The sequence below is a fragment of the Pseudanabaena sp. UWO310 genome, from assembly GCF_006861605.1.
GTDB lineage: Bacteria > Cyanobacteriota > Cyanobacteriia > Pseudanabaenales > Pseudanabaenaceae > Pseudanabaena.
Genome location: NZ_SELU01000045.1, coordinates 15805 through 41711, shown reverse-complemented (window position 1 = coordinate 41711; position 25907 = coordinate 15805). Strand labels below are relative to the sequence as shown.

General features: G+C 45.0%; 21 protein-coding genes and 1 pseudogene. 10 read left to right on the top strand and 12 right to left on the bottom strand.

All coding sequences use genetic code 11. The features are described from left to right. Positions 1-42: 42 nt before the first annotated feature. Positions 43-1854, bottom strand: coding sequence for a translation elongation factor 4 (gene lepA / locus PseudUWO310_RS15240; RefSeq protein ID WP_142602710.1), 1812 nt, complete (start codon positions 1852-1854; stop codon positions 43-45). Between the two features lie 789 nt (positions 1855-2643). On the opposite strand from lepA, the gene infB reads away from it, so the two are divergent. The 5 genes from infB (at position 2644) to PseudUWO310_RS15215 (ending at position 8957) form a co-directional block, all read left to right on the top strand. Continuing rightward, positions 2644-6111, top strand: coding sequence for a translation initiation factor IF-2 (gene infB, locus PseudUWO310_RS15235; protein ID WP_142602708.1), 3468 nt, complete (start codon positions 2644-2646; stop codon positions 6109-6111). 251 nt (positions 6112-6362) lie between these two features. Continuing rightward, positions 6363-7538 (top strand): AAA family ATPase, encoded by a 1176-nt coding sequence (locus PseudUWO310_RS15230; RefSeq protein ID WP_142602706.1) that lies wholly within the window; start codon positions 6363-6365, stop codon positions 7536-7538. Continuing rightward, complete coding sequence (locus PseudUWO310_RS15225) at positions 7535-8044, top strand: hypothetical protein (protein ID WP_142602704.1); 510 nt, start codon at positions 7535-7537, stop codon at positions 8042-8044. Before PseudUWO310_RS15230 ends, PseudUWO310_RS15225 begins: the two co-directional genes overlap by 4 nt. Before the next feature lie 284 nt (positions 8045-8328). Continuing rightward, the gene (locus PseudUWO310_RS15220; RefSeq protein ID WP_055076636.1) at positions 8329-8565 is read left to right on the top strand and encodes a type II toxin-antitoxin system Phd/YefM family antitoxin; all 237 of its coding nucleotides are present in this window, start codon (positions 8329-8331) and stop codon (positions 8563-8565) included. Positions 8566-8570: 5 nt separating this feature from the next. Then, entirely contained in the window at positions 8571-8957 is a 387-nt protein-coding gene (locus tag PseudUWO310_RS15215) for a type II toxin-antitoxin system VapC family toxin (protein WP_142602702.1), read from the top strand. Positions 8958-8961: 4 nt separating this feature from the next. On the opposite strand, the gene lipB is transcribed toward PseudUWO310_RS15215, so the two are convergent. The 9 genes from lipB to PseudUWO310_RS15170 form a co-directional block, all read right to left on the bottom strand. Beyond that, positions 8962-9672, bottom strand: coding sequence for a lipoyl(octanoyl) transferase LipB (gene lipB, locus PseudUWO310_RS15210; protein ID WP_142602724.1), 711 nt, complete (start codon positions 9670-9672; stop codon positions 8962-8964). A 64-nt stretch (positions 9673-9736) separates the two neighbouring features. Then, positions 9737-11818: a ribonuclease catalytic domain-containing protein gene (locus PseudUWO310_RS15205; RefSeq protein WP_142602700.1), complete on the bottom strand. Its 2082-nt coding sequence runs from the start codon at positions 11816-11818 to the stop codon at positions 9737-9739. A gap of 206 nt (positions 11819-12024) precedes the next feature. Continuing rightward, positions 12025-12204, bottom strand: a complete 180-nt coding sequence (locus tag PseudUWO310_RS15200) for a hypothetical protein (protein WP_142602698.1) — start codon at positions 12202-12204, stop codon at positions 12025-12027. 493 nt (positions 12205-12697) lie between these two features. Continuing rightward, positions 12698-13585 (bottom strand): hypothetical protein, encoded by an 888-nt coding sequence (locus PseudUWO310_RS15195; protein ID WP_142602696.1) that lies wholly within the window; start codon positions 13583-13585, stop codon positions 12698-12700. A 288-nt stretch (positions 13586-13873) separates the two neighbouring features. After that, entirely contained in the window at positions 13874-15952 is a 2079-nt protein-coding gene (locus tag PseudUWO310_RS15190; RefSeq protein WP_142602694.1) for a ribulose bisphosphate carboxylase small subunit, read from the bottom strand. Between the two features lie 270 nt (positions 15953-16222). Further along, on the bottom strand, positions 16223-16531 hold the full coding sequence (locus tag PseudUWO310_RS15185; protein ID WP_009625735.1) for a EutN/CcmL family microcompartment protein: 309 nt from the start codon (positions 16529-16531) through the stop codon (positions 16223-16225). Between the two features lie 120 nt (positions 16532-16651). Further along, positions 16652-16993: a carbon dioxide-concentrating mechanism protein CcmK gene (locus PseudUWO310_RS15180; protein ID WP_009625736.1), complete on the bottom strand. Its 342-nt coding sequence runs from the start codon at positions 16991-16993 to the stop codon at positions 16652-16654. Positions 16994-17133: 140 nt separating this feature from the next. Beyond that, a complete protein-coding gene (locus PseudUWO310_RS15175; protein WP_009625737.1) occupies positions 17134-17442 on the bottom strand; it encodes a carbon dioxide-concentrating mechanism protein CcmK in 309 nt (102 codons plus the stop codon). Positions 17443-17992: 550 nt separating this feature from the next. Beyond that, the gene (locus tag PseudUWO310_RS15170) at positions 17993-18739 is read right to left on the bottom strand and encodes a carbon dioxide-concentrating mechanism protein (RefSeq protein WP_009625738.1); all 747 of its coding nucleotides are present in this window, start codon (positions 18737-18739) and stop codon (positions 17993-17995) included. Between the two features lie 591 nt (positions 18740-19330). Between PseudUWO310_RS15170 and PseudUWO310_RS15165 the strand changes: the two genes are divergently transcribed. Beyond that, the gene (locus tag PseudUWO310_RS15165) at positions 19331-20338 is read left to right on the top strand and encodes a PleD family two-component system response regulator (protein WP_142602692.1); all 1008 of its coding nucleotides are present in this window, start codon (positions 19331-19333) and stop codon (positions 20336-20338) included. A 33-nt stretch (positions 20339-20371) separates the two neighbouring features. Here PseudUWO310_RS15165 and PseudUWO310_RS15160 read toward each other — a convergent pair whose 3' ends face one another. Then, positions 20372-20992, bottom strand: coding sequence for a TetR/AcrR family transcriptional regulator (locus PseudUWO310_RS15160; RefSeq protein ID WP_223805683.1), 621 nt, complete (start codon positions 20990-20992; stop codon positions 20372-20374). Positions 20993-21187: 195 nt separating this feature from the next. Between PseudUWO310_RS15160 and PseudUWO310_RS15155 the strand changes: the two genes are divergently transcribed. The 4 genes and pseudogenes from PseudUWO310_RS15155 to PseudUWO310_RS15140 all read left to right on the top strand — a co-directional run bounded on the left by PseudUWO310_RS15155 (position 21188) and on the right by PseudUWO310_RS15140 (position 24740). Further along, entirely contained in the window at positions 21188-22366 is a 1179-nt protein-coding gene (locus PseudUWO310_RS15155) for an ABC exporter membrane fusion protein (protein WP_142602690.1), read from the top strand. After that, positions 22363-23535: an ABC transporter permease DevC gene (devC, locus tag PseudUWO310_RS15150; RefSeq protein ID WP_142602689.1), complete on the top strand. Its 1173-nt coding sequence runs from the start codon at positions 22363-22365 to the stop codon at positions 23533-23535. Before PseudUWO310_RS15155 ends, devC begins: the two co-directional genes overlap by 4 nt. 105 nt (positions 23536-23640) lie before the next feature. After that, positions 23641-23826: pseudogene (locus tag PseudUWO310_RS15145) on the top strand (response regulator transcription factor); the annotation flags it as partial. 182 nt (positions 23827-24008) lie between these two features. Further along, a complete protein-coding gene (locus PseudUWO310_RS15140; RefSeq protein WP_142602685.1) occupies positions 24009-24740 on the top strand; it encodes a DevA family ABC transporter ATP-binding protein in 732 nt (243 codons plus the stop codon). Between the two features lie 182 nt (positions 24741-24922). Here the strand turns inward: PseudUWO310_RS15140 and PseudUWO310_RS15135 are convergent, their stop codons facing one another. Next, on the bottom strand, positions 24923-25699 hold the full coding sequence (locus PseudUWO310_RS15135) for a class I SAM-dependent methyltransferase (RefSeq protein ID WP_142602684.1): 777 nt from the start codon (positions 25697-25699) through the stop codon (positions 24923-24925). Positions 25700-25907 lie beyond the last annotated feature (208 nt).

The following is a 25907-nucleotide window of genomic DNA, read 5'->3' as shown; positions in this document are numbered from 1 at the left end:
CCATTTTGTGATTTGGTATAAGCTGCCTAGGCAACTTATTGGCTAATCTCCATTCAGTTGCAAAATTGCCATAAACGCTGCTTGTGGAACTTCTACGGTTCCAATCGACTTCATCCGTTTTTTACCTTTCTTTTGTTTCTCTAACAATTTCTTCTTCCGCGAAATATCGCCGCCATAGCACTTACTCAATACATTCTTTCGCAAGGCTGAAATATTTTCCCGAGCAAGAATCTTAGAACCGATCGCCGCTTGAATAGGAATCTGGAACTGTTGCTTGGGAATCAATTCCCGCAGTTTCGACACCAGCGCCCGACCGACATTGTAGGACTTGTCACGATGGACGATGCAAGCCAAGGCATCCACAGGCTCCTCATTCACGAGAATATCTACAAGGACAAGATCGTTAGGACGATAGCCGATGACTTGATATTCCATGCTGGCATAGCCCTTGGTGCGAGACTTCATCTGATCGAAGAAATCCGTCACCATTTCCGCCAAGGGTAGTTCGTAAATCAGGGTAGCCCGTTCCGTGGTGATGTACTTCGTATCCACAAATACGCCCCGCCTTGCCACACATAACTCCATCAATGTACCGATGTAAATTTGGGGAGTCATAATTTCGAGCTTGACATAGGGCTCCTCGATCGATTGTCTTGCGTTGGGTGGCGGTAACTCACTGGGATTGTCCACCATTAAAATTTCGCCCGTGTTAGTAGTGACTCGATAAATTACCGATGGGGCTGTCACAATCAGATCGAGGTTGTACTCGCGTTCGAGCCGCTCCTGCACGATCTCCATATGCAGCATCCCCAAAAATCCGCAACGGAACCCAAAGCCCATCGCGTTTGAGGTTTCGGGTTCGTAGTTGAGTGCTGCGTCGTTGAGCTTGAGCTTGGTTAAAGCTTCACGTAATTCCTCAAACTGATCGGCATCCGTGGGAAACATCCCGCAGAAAACCATGGGCTTAGCTTCTTCATACCCAGGAAATGGCTCAGGCGCAGCATCGATCGCAGAGGTAATCGTGTCACCGACCCGTGCATGGGCAACCATCTTGATCGCCGCCGCTAGATAACCCACCTCACCCGCATGTAGTTCGTCAACTTGGATTTGTCCAGGAGCTAATATACCGAGTTCATCGATGACATATTCCTGTCCCGAAGCCATAAACTTAACGCGATCGCCTTTTTTGACCGTGCCATCCATCACTCGAAAGTAAACGATTACCCCTCGATAGGCATCGTAGTAGCTATCAAAGATCAAAGCGCGTAAAGGCTGATCGACCGTATCCTTTGGAGGTGGAACTTTTAAAACGATCGCCTCAAGGATCTCGCGAATCCCGATCCCCTGTTTTGCCGAGGCATGAATTGCATCCGCACAGTCTAAGCCAATTAATTCTTCAATTTCATGGGCAATGCGATCGGGATCGGCTCCTGGTAAATCGATCTTATTTAAAACGGGGACAATTTCGAGATCGTTTGCCAGAGCCAAGTAAACATTAGCCAGAGTCTGCGCCTCCACGCCCTGCGATGCATCCACTACCAGCAAAGCCCCTTCACAAGCCGCCAAACTCCGCGACACCTCGTAGGAAAAGTCCACATGTCCTGGAGTATCAATCAAATTAATCGTGTATTCATCACCATTGAGAGCCTGATAGCGCATCCGTGCCGCTTGCAGTTTAATCGTAATTCCCCGCTCTCGCTCTAAGTCCATGTTGTCGAGAAACTGCGCTTTCATATCCCGATCCGCCACTGTGCCTGTAAATTGCAACAAGCGATCGGCAAGCGTAGACTTACCATGATCGATATGGGCAATGATTGAAAAGTTACGAATGCGGGAGACGGGTACGTTGGTCATAAATATCAAAACTAAATATCAAAATATCAAAACTAGGTATCAAGACTAGGTATCAAGACTAAGTATCAAGACTTAAGCATCAAAACTAAATAAGTAAGTGGGCTTAACTAAATATAAAACCCTAAAACCTGTGCCGCAGCTTGCGCCGTAGGTTTTAGCTCTGGATTTTAATTGTGCTGAGGTACTTATCAAAACTAAATATCAAAATAATCGGGAAAGCAAGTCAAAACAGTAGAGCGACAAAACATGAGAGACAATTCGATCCTACCTTAAAGTAAATTAATGTAAACAACTATCAAAGGTGAGGACAATTAAGTTAGCCAACTAAAACCCCTAAAAAGCCCTAAAAGCTTGCTCAGAGCATTAGTACAGTACCTTAAATCTTTAGGTGAAACCAAGCAAAGTGTTACATTGTCTGGATTTGAGCCTAATATCAACATAAAGAGCTATATTCCAAAAAATCTCTTCTCAAAAATTGTGTTTAGGGTTAATGTACAAGAGCTAGTAAACTGAATGAGATTTTGCCAAATTTTATGAGCTAAGTTATCTAACTTCTCATATTACTAGGTTGTATGAGTAATAATAGCTATAGTAGTTTCATCTAAAAATTGAAACTGACTTGAAAACTATTCGGGCTAGCCTGTGCCGCAGGGATAGCTAGGCGCTTCTAAGATTAACTATGGTCAATGTAATTCAGTCAATGTAATTCAACCTAGCAAAAGATAGGAAGCAACTTCTATGTAAATTCAATTTCATCGTGTACAACAGTTACGCAGGGCAGAGTAAGCAATGAGTATAAGCAATCGAGTTCGACTATATGAACTCTCACGAGAGTTAGACCTCGACACCAAAGATGTAATCGCAGTATGCGAACAGTTAAATATAGTTGTTAAAAGTCATAGTAGTACAATTACAGAATCAGAGGCGGCATTGGTACGCATCAAAGCCCCTCAACAACACCCTAAGACTGCCGATCCCAGAGCTTCTGAAAAGAAATCTGTGACTGCGGCAAAGACCAAAGAGTCAGAGGCTCGTACTGCTAAGCAGCAAATTCTTGCCGTTACCAAGCCTACGATTCGTCTGAATACTCCGCCTGTCTCTGGTAATGTAGGAGCAGTACCTCCTCTCACTCCCCCACTTAATTCACCCCCACTGAATTCATCTAGTGCGATCGCTGAGCTTAGCTCAGAACCTCCTGCCAAAACTGCTGTTATTAACCCTTCCTTGCCCATGCCCTCTGCTTCTCCATTAGTTAAGCCTCCGCTTCGTCCCTCTGTCCTAGAGGTCGATCTGCCCGAAACCACTACTGCGTCCACTACTGCGTCCAAAATTGAATTGACATCAGAAACAGCATTGACCCCACCAGTAACTCCTAAAACGATCAAAGAACCTCAGCCCACGGCTCCAAGATCGGAATTAATTGCGCCTCCTATCCCTCCCAAGTCCCCAGAAAAGACTGCTTCTGTGGCGATCCCAGTCAAGGCTCCAGTTGAAGAGGCGGCAACAAAGGCAAATCCAGTCAAGCAAGCGCCCAAGGAACCAGCCGTTGCGAAAGAACAGGCTCCAAGAAAGGAGACTCCCAAGGTAGAGCCGCGATCGCAGACCGAAAAGACCGAGCGCCCTCTAGCACCCAAGCAAGCCTTAGTGAGCGTATCGCCGCCTCAAGTTAAGTTAAACAAGCCCGTTGCCCCAGAGCGTCCCAAAACGCCTGCGGTCACACCTAAAGTTATTATTGCGCCTAAGCCACCTGCCGCCAGACCATCCGATGAGTCACGAGTTTCGGCAAAATCCAACCAGAGTAAGTCTGAACAGACTAGGGTTGCGGCAATTTCAGCGGAGGGGAATCAAGAAACAGCAAAGGTTAACAAGCCCGAAAGACCAAAGCTCAATAAACCCGTCGAACAACCTGTGGCAATTCCTGCTGGTGGCAGACCGCAGAGCCGTGGACCAAAATTAGTCAAGGACTCGGTACTCATTGAAAGGGGAATCACGGCTCCTACCGAACCACCCCATAATTTGCGTCCACCGATGCCCACCTTGATGCGTGCTCCCGAAAAGCCCGTCATTGCGGATAAAACTGGCAAAAAGCCTGAAACCGTAGGTGGGTTTGCCCCCGTATTGCCTGAACTTTTAGAAAAGCCCACCTTACCGAATAAAGCCAACAAGCGTAAGGGCAAGTCCAAGGAAGAAGAAGAAAAAGATCTTCTTGAGCTAAAAGAAAAGAATCGTCTCAACAAGCCCAAGCGCTATCTGCGTGACTTTGCTGATGATGATGACGATGCCGCCGATCTTGAGGCAGCTAATGAGCTTGCGCAGATCAGTCTGTCCCTAGCTCGTCCTGCGGCTCGTCCTAAGGCGATCGCCGTGCCATCGAAGCCAACTATGGCGGCAGATATTAAACCAACGCAAAAGGGTAGAAAATCCGCACCTAGTCGCGATCGTCGTCACCAACAAGTCGAGGTCATTCCTGAAAAGCCTACTTCCGTTGAGATCGAAGAGGGCATGACCGTAGCCGTACTTGCTAAGCGTCTAGTCCTTTCTGAGACAGAGGTAATTCGCACCCTATTCATGAAGGGGATCATGGCGAATATTAACCAGACTCTTGATGTCGGTACGGCCAAGATGGTAGCGGCAGAGTTGGGCTATGAGGTACATGATCCTGAGGTCGTAGAGCTAGCGCTCAAGACGGAAATGATCGATGTTGGCGACCTTGATAAGCTTCAACGTCGTCCTCCCGTAGTGACCATCATGGGACACGTTGACCATGGTAAAACCACATTGCTGGATGCCATTCGTAAGAGTAAGGTGGCTCAAGGAGAAGCAGGTGGTATTACCCAGCATATTGGTGCATACCACGTTGATGTCGAACATAACGGTCAGAAACAGCAGATCGTCTTCCTCGACACCCCCGGACACGAAGCCTTTACCGCCATGCGTGCGCGTGGTACGAAGGTTACTGACATTGCCGTACTGGTTGTTGCTGCCGATGATGGAGTCCAACCCCAGACCATTGAAGCCATCAGTCATGCCCGTGCTGCGAAAGTACCTATTGTTGTTGCCATTAACAAGGTTGACAAGATCGAGGCTCAGCCCGATCGCATTCGCCAAGAATTAACGGAATATTCCCTTATTGCGGAAGAATGGGGTGGCGATACCATCATGGTTCCCGTCAGTGCGATCAAGCGTGAGAATCTTGATACCTTACTGGAAATGATCTTGCTGGTTGCTGAAGTCGAAGACTTACAAGCTAACCCCAACCGTACAGCTAAGGGCACGGTCATCGAAGCTCACCTCGATAAGGCTAAGGGACCTGTAGCCACCTTGCTCGTCCAGAATGGTACGTTGCGTGTGGGTGACATCTTCGTGGCTGGTGCTGCCTTTGGTAAGGTCAGGGCGATGGTTGACGATCGCAGTGTGCGCGTCGATAAAGCTTCGCCATCCTTTGCCGTCGAAGTCCTCGGACTGGGCGATGTCCCTGCGGCAGGTGATGAGTTTGAAGTCTATCTAGACGAAAAACAAGCTCGGGCGATCGCTGATCAACGCACCATGGATCAACGTCAAGCCCGCTTGGTACAGGCCATGGCTTCCCGTCGTGTCACCCTCGGTACTTTGTCCGAGAAGGTCAAGGAAGGCGACCTCAAGGAACTCAATATCATCCTCAAGGCAGACGTACAAGGCTCCCTCGAAGCAATTCTCGGCTCCTTGGCTCAACTACCTCAACGCGAAGTCCAACTCCGCATCCTCCTCTCTGCTCCTGGGGAAATCACCGAAAACGATATTAGTTTGGCAGCAGCTAGCTCGGCGGTCGTGCTTGGCTTTAACACTACGATGGCTCCTGGAGCAAGACAGGCTGCTGACGACCTTGGTGTTGACTTCCGCGATTACAACGTCATTTATAAGCTCTTGGAAGATATCCAAGATGCGATGGAGGGCTTACTCGATCCTGAAATGGTCGAGGAGTATCTCGGTCAAGCTGAAGTCCGAGCGATCTTTACAATTGGTAAGGGTGCTGTGGCTGGTTGCTATGTCCAAAATGGCAAGCTGGTTCGCAACTGTAATGTCCGTGTCAAACGTGGCAATGAGGTTGTCCATGCCGCCGTGCTTGACTCGCTGCGACGGGTTAAGGACGATGCCAAGGAAGTCGCCGCTGGATTTGAGTGCGGTATCTCCCTTGCTAAATTCACCACATGGAAAGAAGGCGATATCATCGAAGCCTTCCGCATGGTCACCAAGCGTCGTACGCTAGCTACTTCTTAATAAATGAAGAAGCGCCCCTAAGGGGCGCTTCTTGGCAATTTTTGAGATAATACCAATTCATGAAAGTGTGACAACCCTTTTGTAAATTAACAAACAAACTCAGTAAAGGTTTTCAAAGCTCAAAATGGCTACGCCATTTTGAGCTTTGGCATAAACACTCAGTACTTATATTAATTAAACGTAAAAATAGCTAAAATGCTTAGATTCATCCAAGTTTTTTGCAATTTTTACACTTTGGAATTTTTCATTTTATGCTTCAAAGACTATATGTGCATAACTTCAGATGCTTAGAAAATTTTGAGTTAGTCCTCAAGGATCTCCCATCTTCCCTTCTAATCGGCAAGAACGGTGCAGGTAAATCGACTATTGCTTTTGCATTAGAAATATTACAAAGTATTGGTCGAAGTATCAATAGAGTTGATCAACTCATACAGACTAAGGATTTCAATCGCGGTAGGTCTGATGTTCCTATTCGATTTGAAGTAGAAGTATTACTTAAAAATCAACTGTACAAGTATGTTCTTGCATTAGCGTTGTCTGATAATTCCAGAGAAATTCGTATATTTGAAGAACAATTACTCGTTGCAGGCAATCCAATCTATTTACGCGAAGGTGCCCAACTCAAACTTTATTCTAACAATATTCAAACTCAAACACCTCAAGGTTATCGGATTGCAATTCTTTCTAACCAGTTCCCATTAACTAGCCAATTGATGTCTGAATTTCAAGTGGATTTGCATCTTGTAGCTCTTCCATTAATTCAGGTGCAATCAGAAGACGATCCACTTTATATTTTCAAGAATTGGCTATCTCGGATGATCATTTTAGCTCCAATACCAAGCTTAATGACGGGAGAATCAAGTGGTGAAACTTTGGAGCCAAAACGAGATGGTTCAAATTTTGGTGAATGGTTTTCTGGATTGCTTAGCCGTTACCCCGCCGCTTATGCGCAGGCTGATCGATATCTTCGAGAAGTTATGCCTGATATTGAAGATTTTCAAAACGAAAAGATCGGTAAAGATGCGAAAAACATGATTGTTCGGTTTGAGGCAAATAATGCAGAACTTAGTGTTGATTTTAAAGATTTATCGGATGGAGAAAAATGCTTTTTTCTCTGTGCTGTGGTATTAGCTGCCAATAAGTACTATAGTCCTTTTTGCTTTTGGGATGAGCCTGACAACTATCTTTCTCTATCAGAGGTAGGGCATTTCATTACAACTTTACGACGCTCATTTAAGAATAGCGGTCAGATTTTAGTAACCTCACATAACGGAGAAGCAATTAGCAAGTTTTCAAATGAGAATACCTTTTTCCTTGATCGCAAAAGTCATCTAGAACCAACGTTAATTAGATTATTAAGTGAGATTGAGATTCCCATAAAGGATGATATTGTCAAGACTCTGATTCTTGGTGATATAGAACTATGAGTGTCAACAGACATCAGCCAAATCTTCTAGTATTACCAGAGGACAAAGCTAACCGTCAAATTGCTAATGGATTTCTCCTTGAATTAAGCCTCAATAGTCGAGCAATTCAAGTCCTTCAATTTGCTGGTGGCTGGGGAGATGTCGTACAGGAATTTCTGCACGATTATGTTCCGATAATGCGAAAATATCCTCAAACAATGATTGCTTTACTTATCGATTTTGACGATCATAAGCTAAACTTTTCGGGATATGAAGATCGATTAAACTATATTAAAGGTCAGATTCCAGATGATTTAAAGGAAAAAGTATTTATTCTTGGCTCTCGAACTTCGCCAGAGAAGTTAAAAACAGCCATGAATAGTAAATCTTTTGAAGCAATTGGGGAATCTTTAGCCAAAGATTGTGCTAAAAATACTAATGAAACATGGGGACACGATCTACTTAAGCATAACGGAAAAGAAATAAGGCGAATGATTTCAAGCGTCAAACCATTCTTGTTTTATTAACTTCAGTTTATTGAAAATATTTTGATTTACAAAATATTCTATTATTTCAAAGTACATAATATTAAATCAAATACATAATATTAAATCAAATATTAGTATATAAAAATCACCCTAAATTATATACAATAAACCTGTGAATCCAAATTAAATATTTCCGCAAAGGTTTGCGCGATCGCCTTAGCTATAATGAGGAGGGATACCTATCGATTGCAGCTTCGATTAAATACACTACTACCAGAATATTGGCTAGCGATCGCTATTTGAGAAAGCGCTTAATAAATAATATGACTATCACCGTCACCATCCCCGAAGCCAGTCAACAATTTTCTCAATTAATGGGACAAGTCCTGCTTGGCGAAGAAATCATCATCTGTGAAAACGGCATAGCAGTAGCAACAATTACACCTAGCAAAAGGAAACGTCAACCTCGCGTAGCAGGACAAGACAAAGGCAAAATTTTTATCGCTCCCGACTTTAATGCTCCATTACCCGATGAAATTCTTGCTGACTTTCTAGGCTAATGGGCATGAAAATATTACTTGATACCCATACCTTTCTTTGGTGGGTTGCTGATGATCCACAAATATCTGCCAACGCCAAAGAGATCATTAGCGATCCAAATAACGAAATTTACTTTAGCGTTGTCAGCGCTTGGGAAATTATTATCAAAGTTGGTACTGGAAAACTTTCTCTATCTGAACCGCCAGAAATCTATATTCCCAGTCGTATTGCCTCTAATCAGTTTGAGATCCTCCCCGTCCAGATGTCTCACATTTTAAGAATTAACAGTTTGCCTAACTTCCATAAAGATCCATTCGATCGTCTATTGATCGCCCAAAGTTTAGTTGAAGACTTATCGCTAATAACATTAGATGGGGCGATCGCACAGTATCCCGTCAAAACTATCTGGTGATTTATCACAGCTTAGAAATAGACCATTGTATTTTTGGGGTGATCGCTTGAAATTGCATTTCCAAATTAAATATTTCCGCAAAGGTTTGCGCGATCGCCTTTTTTACGTTTACAAACTCAATATCTGGGACAAACTGATTCAGATTACAAACTTGGCAATCGGAGATTCCGCAGGGAACAATGCGGTTAAATCCTGTTAGATCCATACATACATTTAGCGCAAAGCCATGCATCGTAATCCATTGACTTACTTTAATTCCAACTTGCGCGATCTTTTGAGCTTGACCAACATTATCAATCCACACACCCGTTAAGCCTTGAATACGCTTTGAAGTTACATTAAATTTAGCTAGAACTTGAATAATTACCTCTTCAAGCTGCCTCAAGTACCAATGCAAATCATGCTGATGGTGATCCAAATTCAAAATAGGATAGGCGACCAACTGCCCGATCGCATGGTGTGTAACTTCCCCACCTCGCTCAATGCGATGACACTCGATATCAGGTTCATCAAGCTTGAATTTGAGAAACTCCAAACTTGAACCTTGACCAAGGGTATAAACGGCAGGATGTTCTACCAGCAATAGCACATCGGGTAAATCCTTACCCTCACGTCTTGCTTGTTTGCGCTCCGCTACTAGCTCTTTTTGCCATTGCCATGCTGTGAGATAGGGAATTGGGCGATCGCTTTGGTAAAGCAAACAGGGGCGGCGCATAAATAGAGATTCCACGACCATTAAGGAAAATGCAGAAGTTTATTAGCGAAATTATTGACGAGATTTAGAGAGTTGCGTACTCAGATTCAAAGCGATCGCTATCCCGTTCCATTTCCATTTCTAAAAGGGAAGTGGATTGCTGCGCCTCTTGAAAATAAATAATATCCTTGCGGGGATCGACTTCACCCGTCTTAATGCGCAGATTATCGCCTACTTGAATCTGACGATTAATTCGCATAGGTAACTTCAAACCTAGATCTTCGATCAGCACTAACGCTAGTTTTTCGTTTTCGCGCAACCAATCCAACATGAGAGCTTCCCACACCACATCCTTATTGCGTCGCAGATATTCTAGGCTCCAATAACGAACTGATTGTTTCTCAACCTGATTGGCATCCCAAATCGCAGGATCGATCGCCTGCAAAATGGCTGTGAGCATTTCAGCCGTAAAGGGCAAAGATTCCTGACGCAAAAAAGCTTTGATTTGCCAATGGGCAAGTAGATCGCTGTAACGACGAATCGGCGAAGTTACCTGAGCATAGGCATCAAGCCCCAAACCTGAATGACGCGAAGCATATAAACCTAAGGAACCTTTGGTCATGCAGCGACAGATTGCAAATTCGCGCACAGGTCCCGATGGCAATTGCATCAAAGTATCGAGAGGAGGCAATTCGGGCTGTTCCTGATATCGATAGGGAATGGGAATATTATTGGCTTGGGCAAATTTTGCAGCTACTTCCCCCGCGAGAATCATCATCTCCGCAACCAATTGTCGCGAAAAAGTATCTTCCATTAGTTCTAAGGTCAAGCCATCGCCACTCTGAGAATTGACCTTGACCGTAGTATCGGGTAAATGAATTTCGATCGCCCCCTGCTCGACGCGCCATTTTTTGCGGAGACGGGCAAAGTCGGCAAGGCGATCCAGATCGTCCTCTACCCCTAGTTGCAACATTTCTTCTACATCTTCATAGGTGAGGCGATAGTTTGGCTTTACTAAACTTGCCACAATTTCATAATGGGCAACCGCACCAACCCGATCTAGATCGACGGCAAACGAAAGCGCATGGCAGACCTTATTTTCGATCAAGCTCATGGGACCTGCGGCTAACTCGATCGGGAACATGGGGATCACCCCCGTGGGCAAGTAGACACTTGTGCCCCGCTTGCGTGCATCCTTGTCTAAGGGACTATCAGGATCGAGCAATCGAGTCGGATCGGCAATGTGAATCCATATACGTTTGCCACCATCACTGAGCGTTTCAATACTCAGTCCATCATCAATTTCCGTCGTGCTGATATCGTCAATTGTATAAACATGGAGATGGGTGAGATCGCGCCGCAAGTTCTGCATATTGTCGGGAATTGGCGCATTTAGACAATCTTGGGCAGCCGCAACCACCTCATTGGCAAAATGTAGAGGAACTTGACTACGCAGCAAGTTAAGGTTTTCATGTTCGTTCCAAATGCCCAAATCAACGAGCATTTGAAAGGCGGACTGTTCGTTTTTAGAGCGCTTGGCAAAGGTTAATAACTCTTGGGCGGCGGACTTGTCTGAAGCCTCATCACCATAGAGGGCATAGCGCTCCAGACAGTCCAGCCGACTGCGATCGCTCGCAGTCCAAGTTACCTCACCGCCAGATAACCTAGTTGATAGCTTTTGTTGAAACTCTTCAATTAATTTAGCTCGTTGGGCAGCAGCTTCCGCTTGATGCTTTAGTTCTGAGACTTGCGAACTCGATCGTGGCTCGTAGAGATCCCCTTTCTGCTTAAAGTAAATCTTGTCATTATTTAATAAGCAATAGGATGCATAACAGGTAACCGCTGAGGCTTCAGAAAACAAAAGGTTGGCAAGGTTGGTGGGATTTGTTGCCTGATTTTCTTCAATCAAAATCTCCCAAGCCACTTCTAGGCTGCTGGGATCGAGAAATTTTTCGACCTTTTGTAAAAATGAGGGAATTTGGGTGTAGGTAAAACTGGCGCTTTCGCCATTCGCTTTGATGGTGTAATTTATTTCACGGGGATGGATGGTATGGCTGTTCCCATTTTCATCGATCGCTTGAAAGTGTTTCTTCCCTTCAGGACGATCGATTACGACAAGGCGGCGATCGCCATGCAATTTCACTTCGATTAGCGTACCTTTTTCCAAAATTGCCCCTTGTCCACCAAAGCCAAAAATTGTCTTTAATATTCTACCGTTTTATCTATCGGTCACCGTAGGAAAAAACAAAAAAGAGAGGTATTGCTTGACGATGCTTCTCTTTTTTGTTTTCTAGCAAGTTTAGTAAATGTTTGTTTCAAAATTCATCTAGTAAAAACGATAATTATTACCGCGTTTACTGGATGAATTTTGGACTAAACAATTTCATATTGCATAGTACTGGCGATCGCGCCTAAGGCTGAGGCGGCGATCTCAGATTGGTAACCAATAAGCGCGTCTAACGTTGATTTTGCTGGTTGTGTGGGGGCTGCAAGCATAGCAACACCCAAAACTAGCAAGGCGATACTAGATTTAATGCTAAATGTGCTATTCATCTTCATATTCCTCCAACAATGTTGTCCCAACGAGCGCAGTGACTAAAATTTACGTCTTTTTGTTTCCCGAACTTTAGCTGAGTACTATTTATAAACTTGTTACCTAGAGACTAATTGCAAGTTTAGTCATAAAGGGGAAATATAACTAAACTGTATGATAATCGCCTAAGCCATATAAGAATGTAATTTAAGCGTCAGGTTTGCAGTGATTATCATCACATTTAGCAATTATTTCTACCCCCTACAGCATAAAGCCCATAAATAAAACCCATGAATAAAACCCATGAATAAAGCCCATAAAATTAGAGATATGCCTTTTCGGGCTACTTCTAAATTTATGGGCTTTATCAAAACTTGCAAAGCTCTAGGTGGATGAGCTATCTGGATGATTTAATACCAAAACTAAAAATGGCGTAGCCATTTTTAGTTTTGGTATTAAAGCCAGAGAGAGTACCGCCCGCATAGCGGGCGGTACTCTCTCTGGCTTTCGTTTTTAATTTTGGGGATAGAGTCGTTTGATATAGCGATTAATTTGGGATTGGGCATAGGCTTTAGCCTGTGCTGAATTCACTGCAAGTGCTGACATATCTGCTTCCGTCGGCTTTACTTCATCAGGAATTTGCTCAACTTGTTCGTTGGCCGAGGTGACAGTTTCTAGCGATCGCTCACCGATCACTTCCGTAGGAATTTCAACTTGAGTCTCGGTTACTGTCCGTTCAATAGAATTAGCAATCACACTCTCAGGGGTAGCGGTGACGCTAGTATGCAAGTAGGTTTCCGTGGTTGAGCGTTCGATAAAGTTATCAGAGATGGCATCCTCAGCCATAGAGTTAGCCGCATTTTGGGCAATCCCTTTTCTAAATATCGAGCCCTGCATGAACTGATTGCCTAAAGGTTGGCTAGCCAAGGGTTTTGCAGAGGAATAAGTGTGGGTGAAAGAATGATTTGTAGGTGAAGTGGCGCTACTGCCTATCTCCAATTCTTGGGCGATCGCAGGGCTTGTTTCTTTTTCCGCCGCGCTCTGCTCTAAGCCACTGATCAAGGAACAAGGAGGGACGATCGCTCCTTTGGCAATCACCGCCCGCACAATGGAACTCGATGCGCCTATGCAGGCTCCTTCTCCGATCTTGCTATTGCCATAAACCAGCACCCCAGCCCCCAAATTTGCCCCAGCCCCAATTTCTAATAATCCATCTTGGGCGTGAAGTACAGCCCCCATGCCAATACATGCACCCGCAGCAATGGTAATACGGCTTCCCAAATCAGCTTGAATCAAAACTCCCGAAGCGATCGCTGCATTCTGATCGATTACTACATCCCCACAAACGTAGGAGCGAAAATCTCCGATCGGTTCTAAAGGTGGTAAGTAGTTCGATTGCATTACATTAATTGTTAAATTCTTTAATTCGATGACCTTGGGATCACCTAATACCGAGTTAAGAAATGGCTACGCCATTGCTTAACTCGAAAACCCTGACTAGGTTTGGTTTTTAATTCACGAAAGTGTGACAACACTTTTGTGAATTGGTATAGCTTTGTAGTCAAACCCGATTTTATATAGGCTTGGATAGAGAACCTCGCTTCGTGAGGCTCTCTAAAATCATCTCTAAAATCATCATTTATTGCGGTTTTCCAATGAGTGCGTACTCATTGGAAACCAAAAACAATCCTACTTAGCAGGGCGTTGGATAATGCCTTCAAATACGCGGCGCTTTGCCTTGGTATCAATACCGAGCAAACGCACGTATTCATCACCATGTTCCGCCAGACAAGCTTCTAAAGCCCGAATTACTTCAGACTCATTTGCCGCTGCGATCGGCGAACAGCTATGCCAAGAACTAGTACGGAAATGACGCTCATCCGCATGTTCTGTACCGATACGATAGCCTTGAGACAATAGCTGACGAATCCGCGCCAACATATCCGCACTGAGTTTGCCAGCAGCACCACCACCGTAGGAACTATTACTAGAGTTGCTGACCTTAACTGCCGTCCTTGTTGCGGCAATGGGTTGACCGCCAGGACGATGTACTAGCAATTCCACCACGCGACGTTTTGCTTTGGTATCCACACCCACAAGACGCACATACTCATCACTATATTCAGCAATATAGGATTCTAAAGCAGCGATCGCTGCCGATGGGCTATTTGCAGTGATGGCGGGAAGGGTTTGCCAAGAAGTTGTCCGAAAATGACGCTCGTCGGCATGTTCGACACTAATGCGATGACCTTGCGCCAAAAGCTGCCCCACGGTTGTCGATACATCACTGGCAGCACCATTACCATTGCTACTGCGAGGAGCGCTATAGGTCGTAGCAGCATTACCGCCACTGGACTGACCAATGCTCACCGCATTGCCGTCAGCCCGTTGAATGATGGTTTCGACTACACGACGCTTAGCTTTAGGATCGACTCCTACTAAACGTACATACTCACCTTCATGCTCTGCCAAGATATTATTTAAAGCCGCAATAACGCTGGATTCGCTTGAAGCATCGATCGCAGGACCAGTCATCCATGCAGCCGAACGAAAACGGCGAGCATCGGCATACTCAGTACTAATGCGATAGCCTTGGGCAAGGAGTTGACGTACTTGACCCGCAATATCAGCATTGCTACTGCTAGCTGCGCCATTAGACGAGGCTTTTGGGGCGCTATAGCTAGGGCTAGCCCCATTGGCGGTGGCGTTGCTGATTACCGCAGGCTTGTCGCTAGGACGCTGGATGATAGTTTCGGCAAGACGACGCTTTGCTTTGGGATCTACACCAAATAAGCGTACGTACTCGCCTTCATTTTCGACCAGTGCTGCTTGAACTGCCGAAATTACGGTTGAGGCTTCAGATGAGTGTGGAATTGCACAGGATTGCCAAGATCCAGTGCGGAACCGACGCTCATCGGCATACTCCGCCGCGACATGATATCCCTGAGCTAAGAGTTGTCGTATTTGCTGCGCTAAATCCCCAGTCATAGGTTCGTTCCTCTGTGCGTTTGTATTTGTGCTTGGGTATGTACTTGAGTTTGTACTTGAATTTGTAAAATTTTGATTGGTTTGATTAGTTTGATTAAAATCTTGCTTCTTAATTTGCGTGCTAGCAGCAGAGTTGCTAATGGGCGGTGACGAATTCTGTTGCTGGCGAATCGGTGTAATGCAGGCAATATCAGCAGCACAGCGATAGCCCTGTCGCAAGGAATCGTTGATACCGATAACATGACTCGCAAAATTTTGATCTGATTCCCGTACATTCGGTAGCAGATCGGCTTGTTGCTGCGTTGTAATCACTGCACCAGAGGGAACATATCTACCCGCAGGAATTTCTACATCTTGGACGAGAGCATGTAAGGAAATAATACAGCCGTCTCCAACTCGCGCATTAAATACCGTCGAGCGGAACCCTATAAAGCAATTATTGCCAACATATGCAGGGCCGTGAATTAACGCCATGTGCGTGATTGAGGTACTATCGCCAATCCAGACGGAATATTCTTTTCCGTCATCGCCAATCACGCGACCTTTTTCGAGCCCATGAATAACAACCCCATCTTGGACGTTTGTACTATTACCAATGTGAAAAGGATTGCCCTCATCCGCACGAATTGAGGTGCCTGGAGCAATCAAGACATTAGCGCCGATATATACGTCGCCAATTAGATTGGAAAAAGAATGAACGTAGGCGGATGGATCGATTTGGGGTTCTGCCAAATTCCTAGACCAAGGTGTAGGTGGGGCAGCAAAACTACGAACTACCATAATGAATCTGCACTTCTAAGATTTTTGCCTATATCTGGATTCGCAAAACCTAGACTATAAGAGCTTAAAAGTACTCCTCCAAATAACAACTTAATCGACAAGGTTGGAGAAATATATTGACTAGCGCTGATTGCCGAATATCTAACTTTGAATTAACTTTGAATATTTAGTTCTGATTAGTTCTGAATATTAGGTGGTACTTGCCAATAAATTATTAGTAAATTTCAATAAGCTATTAATAATTTATTAATAATTTATTAATAAAAGCCACTATTGCATTCTCTCACTATATTTTTTGCTATAGAGAGTGCGATCGCTTAGGCTCACAGTGTCGATGATCGCAATAACTGCGGCATCAATCGGACGGTTCTCGCTGTTCAGCACCTGTCTTGCTCCACTTCCACGGGTGAATAACACCCATTCATCCACGCCAGCGCCAACCGTATCAGTTGCCACTTCATAGTCTGAAAGCAACTGCCCTTGCAGATCAACAAGCTGCAAAAGCAGAAACTTGGTTCCCGATAAATTGGACTCTTTGTAGGTACTGACGACCGTACCGCAAACTTTAGCGATTTGCATATCGTTATGAGTACGTAACCATAAGTACGTAAATAGGTGTGAATACGAACAAGTCAAGTGCTGGACTAAAGCGATGCTGCTACCCAAGCATAAAAAGCGACAGCGCTAGTTAAAACCTAACTATGGACGATTCATAGGACGGATAGAGTTAACATTGTCACGGAATTGCTCGACTTCTTCGGTGTAGCGAATAGGTAGAACGTATTCGAGGTTTTCGTGAGGACGAGCAATGATGTGGGTGGAAAGCACTTGTCCGCCGTTTACACGTTTGACAGACTCAGTACCAGCGGCTACAGAAGCTTGCACTTCGGATACGTCGCCACGAACGATTACGGTCACACGACCGCTACCGATCTTTTCGTAGCCAACCAAGGTTACGCGAGCAGCCTTGACCATAGCATCTGCTGCTTCTACAACGGCAGGGAAACCAAGGGTTTCAATCATTCCAACTGCGATCGCCATAATTCATGTTCTCCTAAAAAACAAATAATGAAATTAATGAAAATTTAGTCTTTTGATACCTTTTTCCGATTGGCTTTTTGAGACAATCTTAAAAAGCATATTTAAAAGGCAACCTTAAGAGGCAACCTTAAAAGGCAACCTCAAAAGGCAAATTGTTCTACTTCTCGCGTATAACGAATAGGTAGCACATACTCTAGGTTCTCATGTGGTCGAGCAATGGTGTGAGTCGAAACAACTTCGCCCCCATTAACTCGATTGGCACCTTCAACACCAGCAGCGATCGATGCTTTCACCTCAGAGATATCTCCTCTAATGATGACAGTTACTCTTCCGCTGCCGATCTTCTCGTAACCCACAAGGGTGACACGAGCTGCTTTGACCATGGCATCAGCCGCTTCTACAATTGCGGGAAAGCCTCTAGTCTCGATCATTCCAATAGCGATTGGCATAATTTAAGCCAGTATCCTTACGAATCTCTAAAAAACTGAAGTTCTCGCGGTTGTATCTATCAAAAGATGTAGATGCACGAGCGCAACTATTGATCTTAGCTACGATCGGTTCGCTTGAAACATCAAATTTCAAATTTTTAAAACAAAATAAAAAAAGAGATGACGCTTGGCGCACTTTTGCCGCTACTTTTTAGTAGCTGGCTTTTCGCAGCTAATTTACAGATGTTTGGTGACTCCTTGTGGCAATTAATTCCTCAATCAATCATTCAAAATAATTGATAAGTATTTATTACTACGGATATAGCCATTTTAAATCTGAATAATCAGAGAAACTGAATAATATAAATATATTCAACTCTATCTTTATATCTACGATAACGAGTGGCGGTACATTTGACAATATAAGCCGTCATGATAAATCTAAATAATGGATATAATCTTGGCTTATTCCCATTGCTACGCTGGATTTGCGGTTAGGAATCTGGTCGGTCAAGATTTGCGCTCAAGGTTTGCGGTCAAGATTTAGCGATCAAGATTTAGCGATCAAGATTTAGCGATCGCCAATGGCAATAGTTTCAACTTCAGCAATTTCTAAGTTAGGTAATTCGACTAGCTCTCGTTCCTGCTCTTGGAGCGCAATCATCGGAATATTTACGGGTACTGGGGTTTCAATCCAATATTCTGAGGTTGGCAAAGTTTCTTCGAGATCGTCTAGAGGACGAGGAATGATCATGAGAGTATGAAATTCACCAATACGCTCGGCTTCGTACATGCCTGCTTCGATCGCGATCGCCACATCAGCAACATTCCCCCGAATAATCGCCGTACATAAACCCGCCCCAATGGTTTCATAGCCTGCGAGATGCACATCAGCAGATTTCAACATCATATCGGCAGCGCCAACCATCGCTGGAAATCCGCGTGTTTCTAACAGCCCGATCGCTTGGTTGCTGAGGCGACTATAGCGCCCATCAGTCAACTGGCTGAGACGGCTACTAATGGGTAAAATTGCCTCCAAATTTGGATAGGGACGCGGGATCACTATGGTTGACACTAGCTGCCCAAATTCCCTAGCAGTTTCGGCTCCTGCCTCCACAGCCATGCGGACATCCGTAATCTGTCCCCTCACAATCGCTGTACAAAAACCATTGCCGACTTTTTCATATCCTACTAGTCGCACTGTGGCTGATTTGAGCATCATATCAGCCGTGCCCACGATCGCAGGAAAACTAATAGTTGAGACCATTCCCAAAGCACTTCCTGAGAGATCGATTCTTTGAGATGCACTACTAGACATTAGCTAACTACGGTTAAATACTGTGGGTAAATATGGGTGTGGGTAAATACTGTGGGTAAATACTCTGGGACTACAAAAGAGAATTAACAAAAGAGAATTAAAAGAATTCCCCAAAATAATAGCCAAAATAATAGAGATAGTCAGATGAACTATCTTCACTGTTTATCCTCATTGTCTATCTTCATTGTATTTTACTCTCTTCCTACTAAAAAATTTGGGGAGCGCCAAATAGGTAATGTAGCTGTCGTCAATGTACTGAGACACAAAATCCAAGAATTGATTGGCGGCGCGGAGCGCCGCCAATCAATTCTTGGATTTTGATTTGTTCTAAGTCAAGTGACCGTAGCTATTAAATCGGTAAATGGGTAAAGTTAGGATTGCCATATGCGCCATATAAGCATACGCTATTCGCCTAGTCTGGATGTTTTGTGTTTCCTACCGAACTATTTACCAACCAAGATCGCGGTATTTTCAGGTTAGGATGGGCTATACGAATTATTGAGGCTGATATTGCTTACTGTCTGCTATCTTTTGGTTGAATAATGGTGAATAATCTACTCAATATGTTCAAGATGTCTTGACGCTAGGAAAATGCAACTGCCCGAAGCCATACCTAAAAAAGAGTGCGTTTTAGTCGTAGATGATACGCCGCCTAACTTACACTTGCTAATTACCATGCTAACTCGCAAGGGATATCATGCAAGAGGTGTAGAGGATGGTTACATGGCTCTGTCAGACATCCATAGCGATCCGCCTGATTTGGTGTTGCTAGATATTAATATGCCCCATATGAACGGGTTTCAAGTATGTCAGCAATTAAAATCCAGCGCATTGACCCGTGATATTCCTGTAATTTTTATAAGCGCACGGGATGAAGTATTAGATAAAGTTGAAGCTTTTGCTGTCGGTGGGGTGGACTATATTACCAAGCCATTTCAAATTGCCGAAGTGCTAGCAAGAATTGAGAATCAGTTGACCTTGCGACGATTACAAAGACAGTTGCAAGAACAAAATGAGCGGTTAAAGCAAGAGATTCACAGCAGAATTATTGCGGAAACATTGCTACAGGAAGCCAATGAGAAGTTAGGACGCTTGGTCAACTTAGATGGATTGACGCAATTAGCCAATCGTCGGTGTTTTGATGAGTACCTTGAACAGGAATGGCAGAGGTTAGCAAGGGATCAATTGCCACTGTCTCTGATCATGTGTGATATCGATTTCTTTAAAAACTACAACGACACCTATGGACATGTGGCTGGCGATGACTGTCTGCGCAAAGTATCTTCGGTGATCAAACAATCGGTGCGTCGTCCAGCGGATTTAGCGGCTCGTTATGGTGGCGAAGAATTTGTTGTCGTTTTACCAAATACTGATATAGAAGGTTCTATGGCAATTGCGGAAGTTATTCGCAAGGGTCTAATGGATTTGATGATTCCCCATGATGATTCGGCAGTTAGTACATTTGTGACCTTGAGTATGGGGGTAACTTCCTTAGTACCTATGGCTGATTCCCATCCTTCGGTACTACTTACGGCTGCTGACTACGCCTTGTACCGAGCTAAAGAGTTAGGACGGAATCAAACCTACCAGATTGGTTAGTCAGATTGATGAGGGAAAGAACAGCCTAAAGGACTACCGAAGAATTAATTCGATCAATCCATCTAGCAAGCGATCGCGTTCTATCGGTACGATATCTCCACTTTGCAAGACATCGCGAAGCATCACAAAGTGAATTAAAGTGCCAATAAATGCACGGGCTGTAACTTCAGGATCGGCTATTTGCAGTTGTGGATGTTTGGTCAAGTATTGCGTGAGGAAGTCCAAACTAACCTTCTCAAGATTCACCACAAAAGCTCTTGCCAGTTCGGGAAAGCGTCCAGATTCACCAATAATAATTCTTAAAAATGTCAGGATTTGGGGATCTGTGGCAACATTTTCCAGCATGGTAATGGCATATTGTTTTAAAAATGCGCTTGGTGATTCTTCAACAGCCTGCTGGATTTGCAACTCAAATATACTCTTGCGGCATGACATCCGCTGGATCAGCGCTGTAAATAGAGCTTCTTTATCGGGGAAGTGGCGGTAAACGGTCGCCTTAGAGACTCCTGCTGCCTCCACAATGCGATCGATGCGAGCGCCTGCATAGCCATGTTCTAGAAACTCTTGCATTGCTCCTTCAAGGATTAATTCCGTTTTCTTAGAAGATAGCTCTCGCTCCACAGGTTTTGCCTTGGTCATGATTGGGTCATTCATATACTTTTGATGTGAATTTGAATCGCGTTTTGCGCGATTCAAATTCATTTGGATAAATTATTTCGCAAGAGGGAAGAAAAGCGATCGCTTTTCTTCCCTCTTATTATTTCTATCATACTGCTTGACAAACTAAACGAAACAGTTTAGTTTAGTTTTAAAGAAAACGAAACAGTTTAGTTTTATTAGGGTGTCGCCATGCTGCAAAGTTCTTCTGATGGTGGGTCGGGTATTAAGTCTCAGCGCTGGCTTGCGGCGACGGTTGGTGTAGTTGTAATCGGTGTTGTCGGTTATGGGGTCTGGCGATCGCAGGCTAGCCAAACTGCCGCGAGCCAAACGGTCATTGCTCCTGTTAAAAGTAATACGGTAACTGCCCTAGGTCGTTTAGAACCTCAGGGAGAAGTGATTAAACTCTCAGCAAACTCGACTAATAGCAATCGGTTAGAGAAATTACTAGTGCAAGAAGGCGATCGCGTGCAGGTCGGACAGGTAATTGCGATTCTCGATAGTCGCGATCGCTTGCAAGCGGCTTACGAACAGGCTCAAGAAGATGTCAGAGTGGCGCAGTCAAAACTGGCGATTACCCAAGCGGGAGCCAAGCAGGGCGAAATTAATGCGCAACGGGCGGAAATTGTCCGTTTGCAAGCTCAGCGTCAGGGAGATGTGGAAGCACAAGCGGCGACCGTCGATCGCCTAAATTCGGAATTACAAAATGCGGAATTGGAATTTAATCGCTATCAACAGTTAGCGAGGGAAGGGGCGATTTCTAACTCGACTCTGGATAGTAAGCGATTAACTCTGAATACGGCTCAGCGCAATGTACAGGAAGCGAAAGCCGTATTAAATCGGATTCAAACTACTAGCCCTGCTCAAATTTATCAAGCGGAGGCGAATTTAGCGAGGGTGGCGGAAGTGCGGGCGGTGGATGTGGAGGCAAATCAGGTGGAGATCGATCGGGCGATCGCTGCCATGAAACAGGCGAAGGCAAATCTCGATCAAGCCTATGTCAAAGCAACGATCGCGGGGGAGATTCTTGAAATCCATACTCGCGCTGGGGAAGTTGTTTCTGATAATGGCATTGTTTCCATTGGCAAGACCCAGCAAATGTATGCGATCGCGCAGGTCTATCAGAGCGATATCCAAAAGGTCAAGCCCAACCAAAGGGTCAAGATTTTGAGCGATTCTATTTCGGGTGAATTGCTAGGGAAAGTCGAACGCATTGATTCGCAGGTGAAGCGGCAAACCATTGTCAATACCGATCCGAGTACAAATATTGATGGTCGGGTTGTGGAAGTCCATGTCGTTCTGGATCGAGATTCGAGCCAAAGGGCGGCGAAGTTTACGAATCTGCAAGTGACCATGGAGATCGAGCAATGAGCATGATCCAACAAATTCAACGCCGAACTCCCTTGGGGTGGTTGCAACTGAGTCGCGAACGTGGGCGATTGGTGGTAGCTCTTGCGGGCATCGCCTTTGCCGATGTGTTGATGTTTATGCAACTGGGATTCCAAAGCGCTTTATACGACAGCAATACGAAGCTTAGCCGCTCCCTAGATGCCGATATTGTGTTGGTCAGTCCTCAAGCTCGGAATACCCAAAATTTGAGTACATTTTCCCGTCGCAGGCTCTACCAGTCTAAGGATATTGCGGGTGTTGATTCGGCTGAAGCCTTTTATTCCAATATCATTACTTGGAGAAATCCCGATAGTCGCAAAGAAACTTCCGTACAGGCGATCGCCTTTAATCCTGAAAAGCCAGCTTTGAATCTGCCTGAAATCAATCAACAACTCGACCAAATCAAAATTCCCGATCGCGTGCTATTTGATCGCAAGTCGAGGGGCGATTATCAACAGGCGATCGCGATCGTCGAACAGGGCAAACCCGTTCAAACCGAAGTCGATCGCCGCAACGTGTTAATTACAGGGCTGTTTAGTCTGGGCGCATCCTTTGGAGCCGATGGCATTTTGGTGATGAGCGATCAGACTTTTCTCCATTTCTTTCCCAAACGCGATGTGGCAAGTATCAGTTTAGGGCTAGTTAAAGTTAAATCGGGTCATGACCCTCAGCAAGTTGCCACCGAGTTAAAAGCCTATTTACCCAACGATGTCCGCGTTCTCACCCATGCCGAATATATTGAATTTGAAGAGAGCTTTTGGAAGACCGAAAGCCCGATTGGATTCATTTTTGGTTTGGGAACGGCGATGGCGTTTGTGGTGGGGGTGGTGATTGTTTATCAAGTGCTTTCCACCGATGTTAATAGCCATATTAAGGAATACGCCACCTTTAAAGCGATGGGCTATCGCAATCAATATTTGCTAGCGATCGTGTTTGAAGAGGCGATCATTCTCGCGTTCTTGGGATTTATTCCAGGAGTGATTATCCCGATTGGGTTATATAGCCTCGCCGCAGGGGCAACCGCCTTACCGATCGCCATGACTACGGCAAGAGCTACTACGGTTTTCCTTCTCACTGTTGCTATGTGTGTTCTTTCGGGGGCGATCGCTACGCGCCGCCTACAATCCGCTGACCCTGCTGACATGTTTTAAAACCCTTACTGGTTTTGGTTTTCAATTCACAAATAAGGAATCACGATTATGGCATCATCCCTATCTTCGCTAAGTCAAACTCGAAATTCAGGCGATCGCTTTAAGCTTTCGGCAAGAGAATTTGAAGTACTTTCCATGCTTGTCGAGGGCAAGAGTAACCCTGAAATTGCCTCTAATCTCTATCTCAGTATCAATACGATTAAATCCCATGTCAATGGCATTTTCAACAAACTGGGCGTAAACGATCGCGTCCAAGCCGCAGTTTTTGCCGTTCGCAATCAGTTAGTTTAAGAAACCATTAAAGAATTACTTTCTGCGGTCAAAACTCTAAGAGATCCCCCTCAATCCCCCTTAAAAAGGGGGAAGAAGATGCATTCTCCCTCCTTTTTAAGGGGGGCTGGGGGGGATCTATCCAATTCTTAAATAGGTTCTAAAACCAGATTTTTTACAACCCAACATCCCTACACAAACCCATGCAAACATTAATAGCCCATGAGAGCGATCGCGCTACGACCAAAGATCCTGTCATCACTGTCCAAAATCTCAACCATTTCTTTGGGCATGGACAATTACGCAAGCAGGTTCTATTTGATATTAATTTGGAAATCCATGCGGGGGAAATTGTCATCATGACGGGCCCCTCAGGTTCAGGAAAAACCACATTATTGACCCTAAGCGGTGGCTTGCGTTCGGCTCAAGAGGGAAGTTTAAAGGTCTTAGGACAAGAACTATGCAGAGCCAGTGCCGAAGCCCTAACCATCGCGCGTCGGCAGAATGGTTATATTTTCCAAGCCCATAATCTGCACCATAGTTTAACGGCTTTACAAAACGTGAAGATGGGGCTGGAATTGCATAATCATCTATCCCTACAAGAAATGCGCGATCGCGCGGCTGCCATGCTCGATCATGTGGGTCTGGGCAATCGCTTAGACTATTACCCTGACGATCTATCAGGTGGACAAAAGCAAAGAGTAGCGATCGCCCGTGCGCTCGTGAGCCATCCCAAGATCGTGTTAGCCGACGAACCGACAGCAGCCCTAGATAGTAAATCTGGGCGCGATGTGGTGAACTTGATGCAAAACCTAGCCAAAGAACAAGGATGTACGATTTTGCTGGTCACTCACGATAATCGGATTTTGGATGTCGCCGATCGCATTGTAGAAATGGAGGATGGTAATCTCACCAATAACTCAATAAACAGATAAGAAATTTGAGAAGATGCGGGAGATGCGAAAAATCGCTTGGTATTTGTAGAGTGCTTTAGTCTAACGCTCGGCATCACCCGCCGCCCCGAAACTCTAGCGGAGTATGAGAAGCAACATGTCGGCGGTCGGGTGAATACCGTTGTTAGCTGGCGCGTTCGGCTAAAACGATCCTTGCCATCCTCTCAATTCACCTGACATACGATGAGTTGCTTCGGCGAATCATTGCCGAATGCCGCCTCCTCATAATTCCCATACTTCCTCTCTATAAGCAGCCTGTTATAAACGAGCAAAGCGTCGATCTCCTGCGGAAAGAACTGTCGCATCTCGAACGACAATACTTCCCCTTCGCCCTTCTCGGATTGGAAGTAGTAATGGATGTGATTGACCTGCGTCGCCGCGTCATACCGCGCCCGTGCGGTGACAATAACCCGTCCGCTCCCGTCCGCTTCTTTGTGTTCGCCCCTCCCTACCGGGTAGTGCTGCTCCGGTTCGCGGGCTAGGAGCTTCACCGACGGGTTGAATAGTTCGATTAGGAATCTGCCTCCTTCCGCCAAATGCTGCCGCACACACGCGAAACAAGACTCCAGCTCATCCCTCTTGTGAAGATGGGACAAGGATTGTGCCGAGATGAAGATGAATTTAAACTTTCTGCCGAGATCGAAGGCGCGGACATCACCTCGTACGAAGGGGATACGGAGGTGACGCTCCCGGGCTTTCATCTCCGCTAGTTCGAGCATTTGCGGTGAGATGTCGAGACCCACGATGTCAACGCCGTCTTCTTCTGCCAGAGGTATGGTTAAGCGACCTGTACCGCAAGCAAGCTCAAGTACCGGCTGACCATAATAGGAAATCTGCCTTCTGTAGAACTCCAGCATGTCACTGACGGCGTATTCGCCCATGACGAGATCATACCGCCGTGCATCACAATAGAGTTCTCCCTCTTGCATACGTTGAAACATACACCTCCTTCCTGAGAAAGCCAGCTAACTATGTATTAGACGGAAACTTTCTGTCTAATCTGAATATAGGCGATTTAGCCCGAAAGTCAGATTTCCGCCTAATCACCCTATACGTCACATTATACGAAAACTTTCTGCCTAAATACCCCATACGTTATGTTATGAAGAAACTTTCTGAATAACTACCAAAATGGCGTGTTAGCCCCAC

Excerpts from the sequence above, each read along its gene's own strand:
- PseudUWO310_RS15160 (WP_223805683.1), bottom strand. The coding sequence starts at position 20,992 with ATGAATGACCCAATCATGACCAAGGCAAAACCTGTGGAGCGAGAGCTA.
- PseudUWO310_RS15185 (WP_009625735.1), bottom strand. The coding sequence starts at position 16,531 with ATGCAAATCGCTAAAGTTTGCGGTACGGTCGTCAGTACCTACAAAGAG.
- devC (WP_142602689.1), top strand. The coding sequence starts at position 22,363 with ATGAGCATGATCCAACAAATTCAACGCCGAACTCCCTTGGGGTGGTTG.
- lepA (WP_142602710.1), bottom strand. The coding sequence starts at position 1,854 with ATGACCAACGTACCCGTCTCCCGCATTCGTAACTTTTCAATCATTGCC.
- PseudUWO310_RS15225 (WP_142602704.1), top strand. The coding sequence starts at position 7,535 with ATGAGTGTCAACAGACATCAGCCAAATCTTCTAGTATTACCAGAGGAC.
- PseudUWO310_RS15195 (WP_142602696.1), bottom strand. The coding sequence starts at position 13,585 with ATGCAATCGAACTACTTACCACCTTTAGAACCGATCGGAGATTTTCGC.
- PseudUWO310_RS15170 (WP_009625738.1), bottom strand. The coding sequence starts at position 18,739 with ATGTCTAGTAGTGCATCTCAAAGAATCGATCTCTCAGGAAGTGCTTTG.
- PseudUWO310_RS15215 (WP_142602702.1), top strand. The coding sequence starts at position 8,571 with ATGAAAATATTACTTGATACCCATACCTTTCTTTGGTGGGTTGCTGAT.
- PseudUWO310_RS15135 (WP_142602684.1), bottom strand. The coding sequence starts at position 25,699 with ATGTTTCAACGTATGCAAGAGGGAGAACTCTATTGTGATGCACGGCGG.
- infB (WP_142602708.1), top strand. The coding sequence starts at position 2,644 with ATGAGTATAAGCAATCGAGTTCGACTATATGAACTCTCACGAGAGTTA.
- PseudUWO310_RS15230 (WP_142602706.1), top strand. The coding sequence starts at position 6,363 with ATGCTTCAAAGACTATATGTGCATAACTTCAGATGCTTAGAAAATTTT.
- PseudUWO310_RS15200 (WP_142602698.1), bottom strand. The coding sequence starts at position 12,204 with ATGAATAGCACATTTAGCATTAAATCTAGTATCGCCTTGCTAGTTTTG.
- PseudUWO310_RS15220 (WP_055076636.1), top strand. The coding sequence starts at position 8,329 with ATGACTATCACCGTCACCATCCCCGAAGCCAGTCAACAATTTTCTCAA.
- lipB (WP_142602724.1), bottom strand. The coding sequence starts at position 9,672 with ATGCGCCGCCCCTGTTTGCTTTACCAAAGCGATCGCCCAATTCCCTAT.
- PseudUWO310_RS15140 (WP_142602685.1), top strand. The coding sequence starts at position 24,009 with ATGCAAACATTAATAGCCCATGAGAGCGATCGCGCTACGACCAAAGAT.
- PseudUWO310_RS15190 (WP_142602694.1), bottom strand. The coding sequence starts at position 15,952 with ATGGTAGTTCGTAGTTTTGCTGCCCCACCTACACCTTGGTCTAGGAAT.
- PseudUWO310_RS15175 (WP_009625737.1), bottom strand. The coding sequence starts at position 17,442 with ATGCCAATCGCTATTGGAATGATCGAGACTAGAGGCTTTCCCGCAATT.
- PseudUWO310_RS15155 (WP_142602690.1), top strand. The coding sequence starts at position 21,188 with ATGCTGCAAAGTTCTTCTGATGGTGGGTCGGGTATTAAGTCTCAGCGC.
- PseudUWO310_RS15180 (WP_009625736.1), bottom strand. The coding sequence starts at position 16,993 with ATGGCGATCGCAGTTGGAATGATTGAAACCCTTGGTTTCCCTGCCGTT.
- PseudUWO310_RS15165 (WP_142602692.1), top strand. The coding sequence starts at position 19,331 with ATGCAACTGCCCGAAGCCATACCTAAAAAAGAGTGCGTTTTAGTCGTA.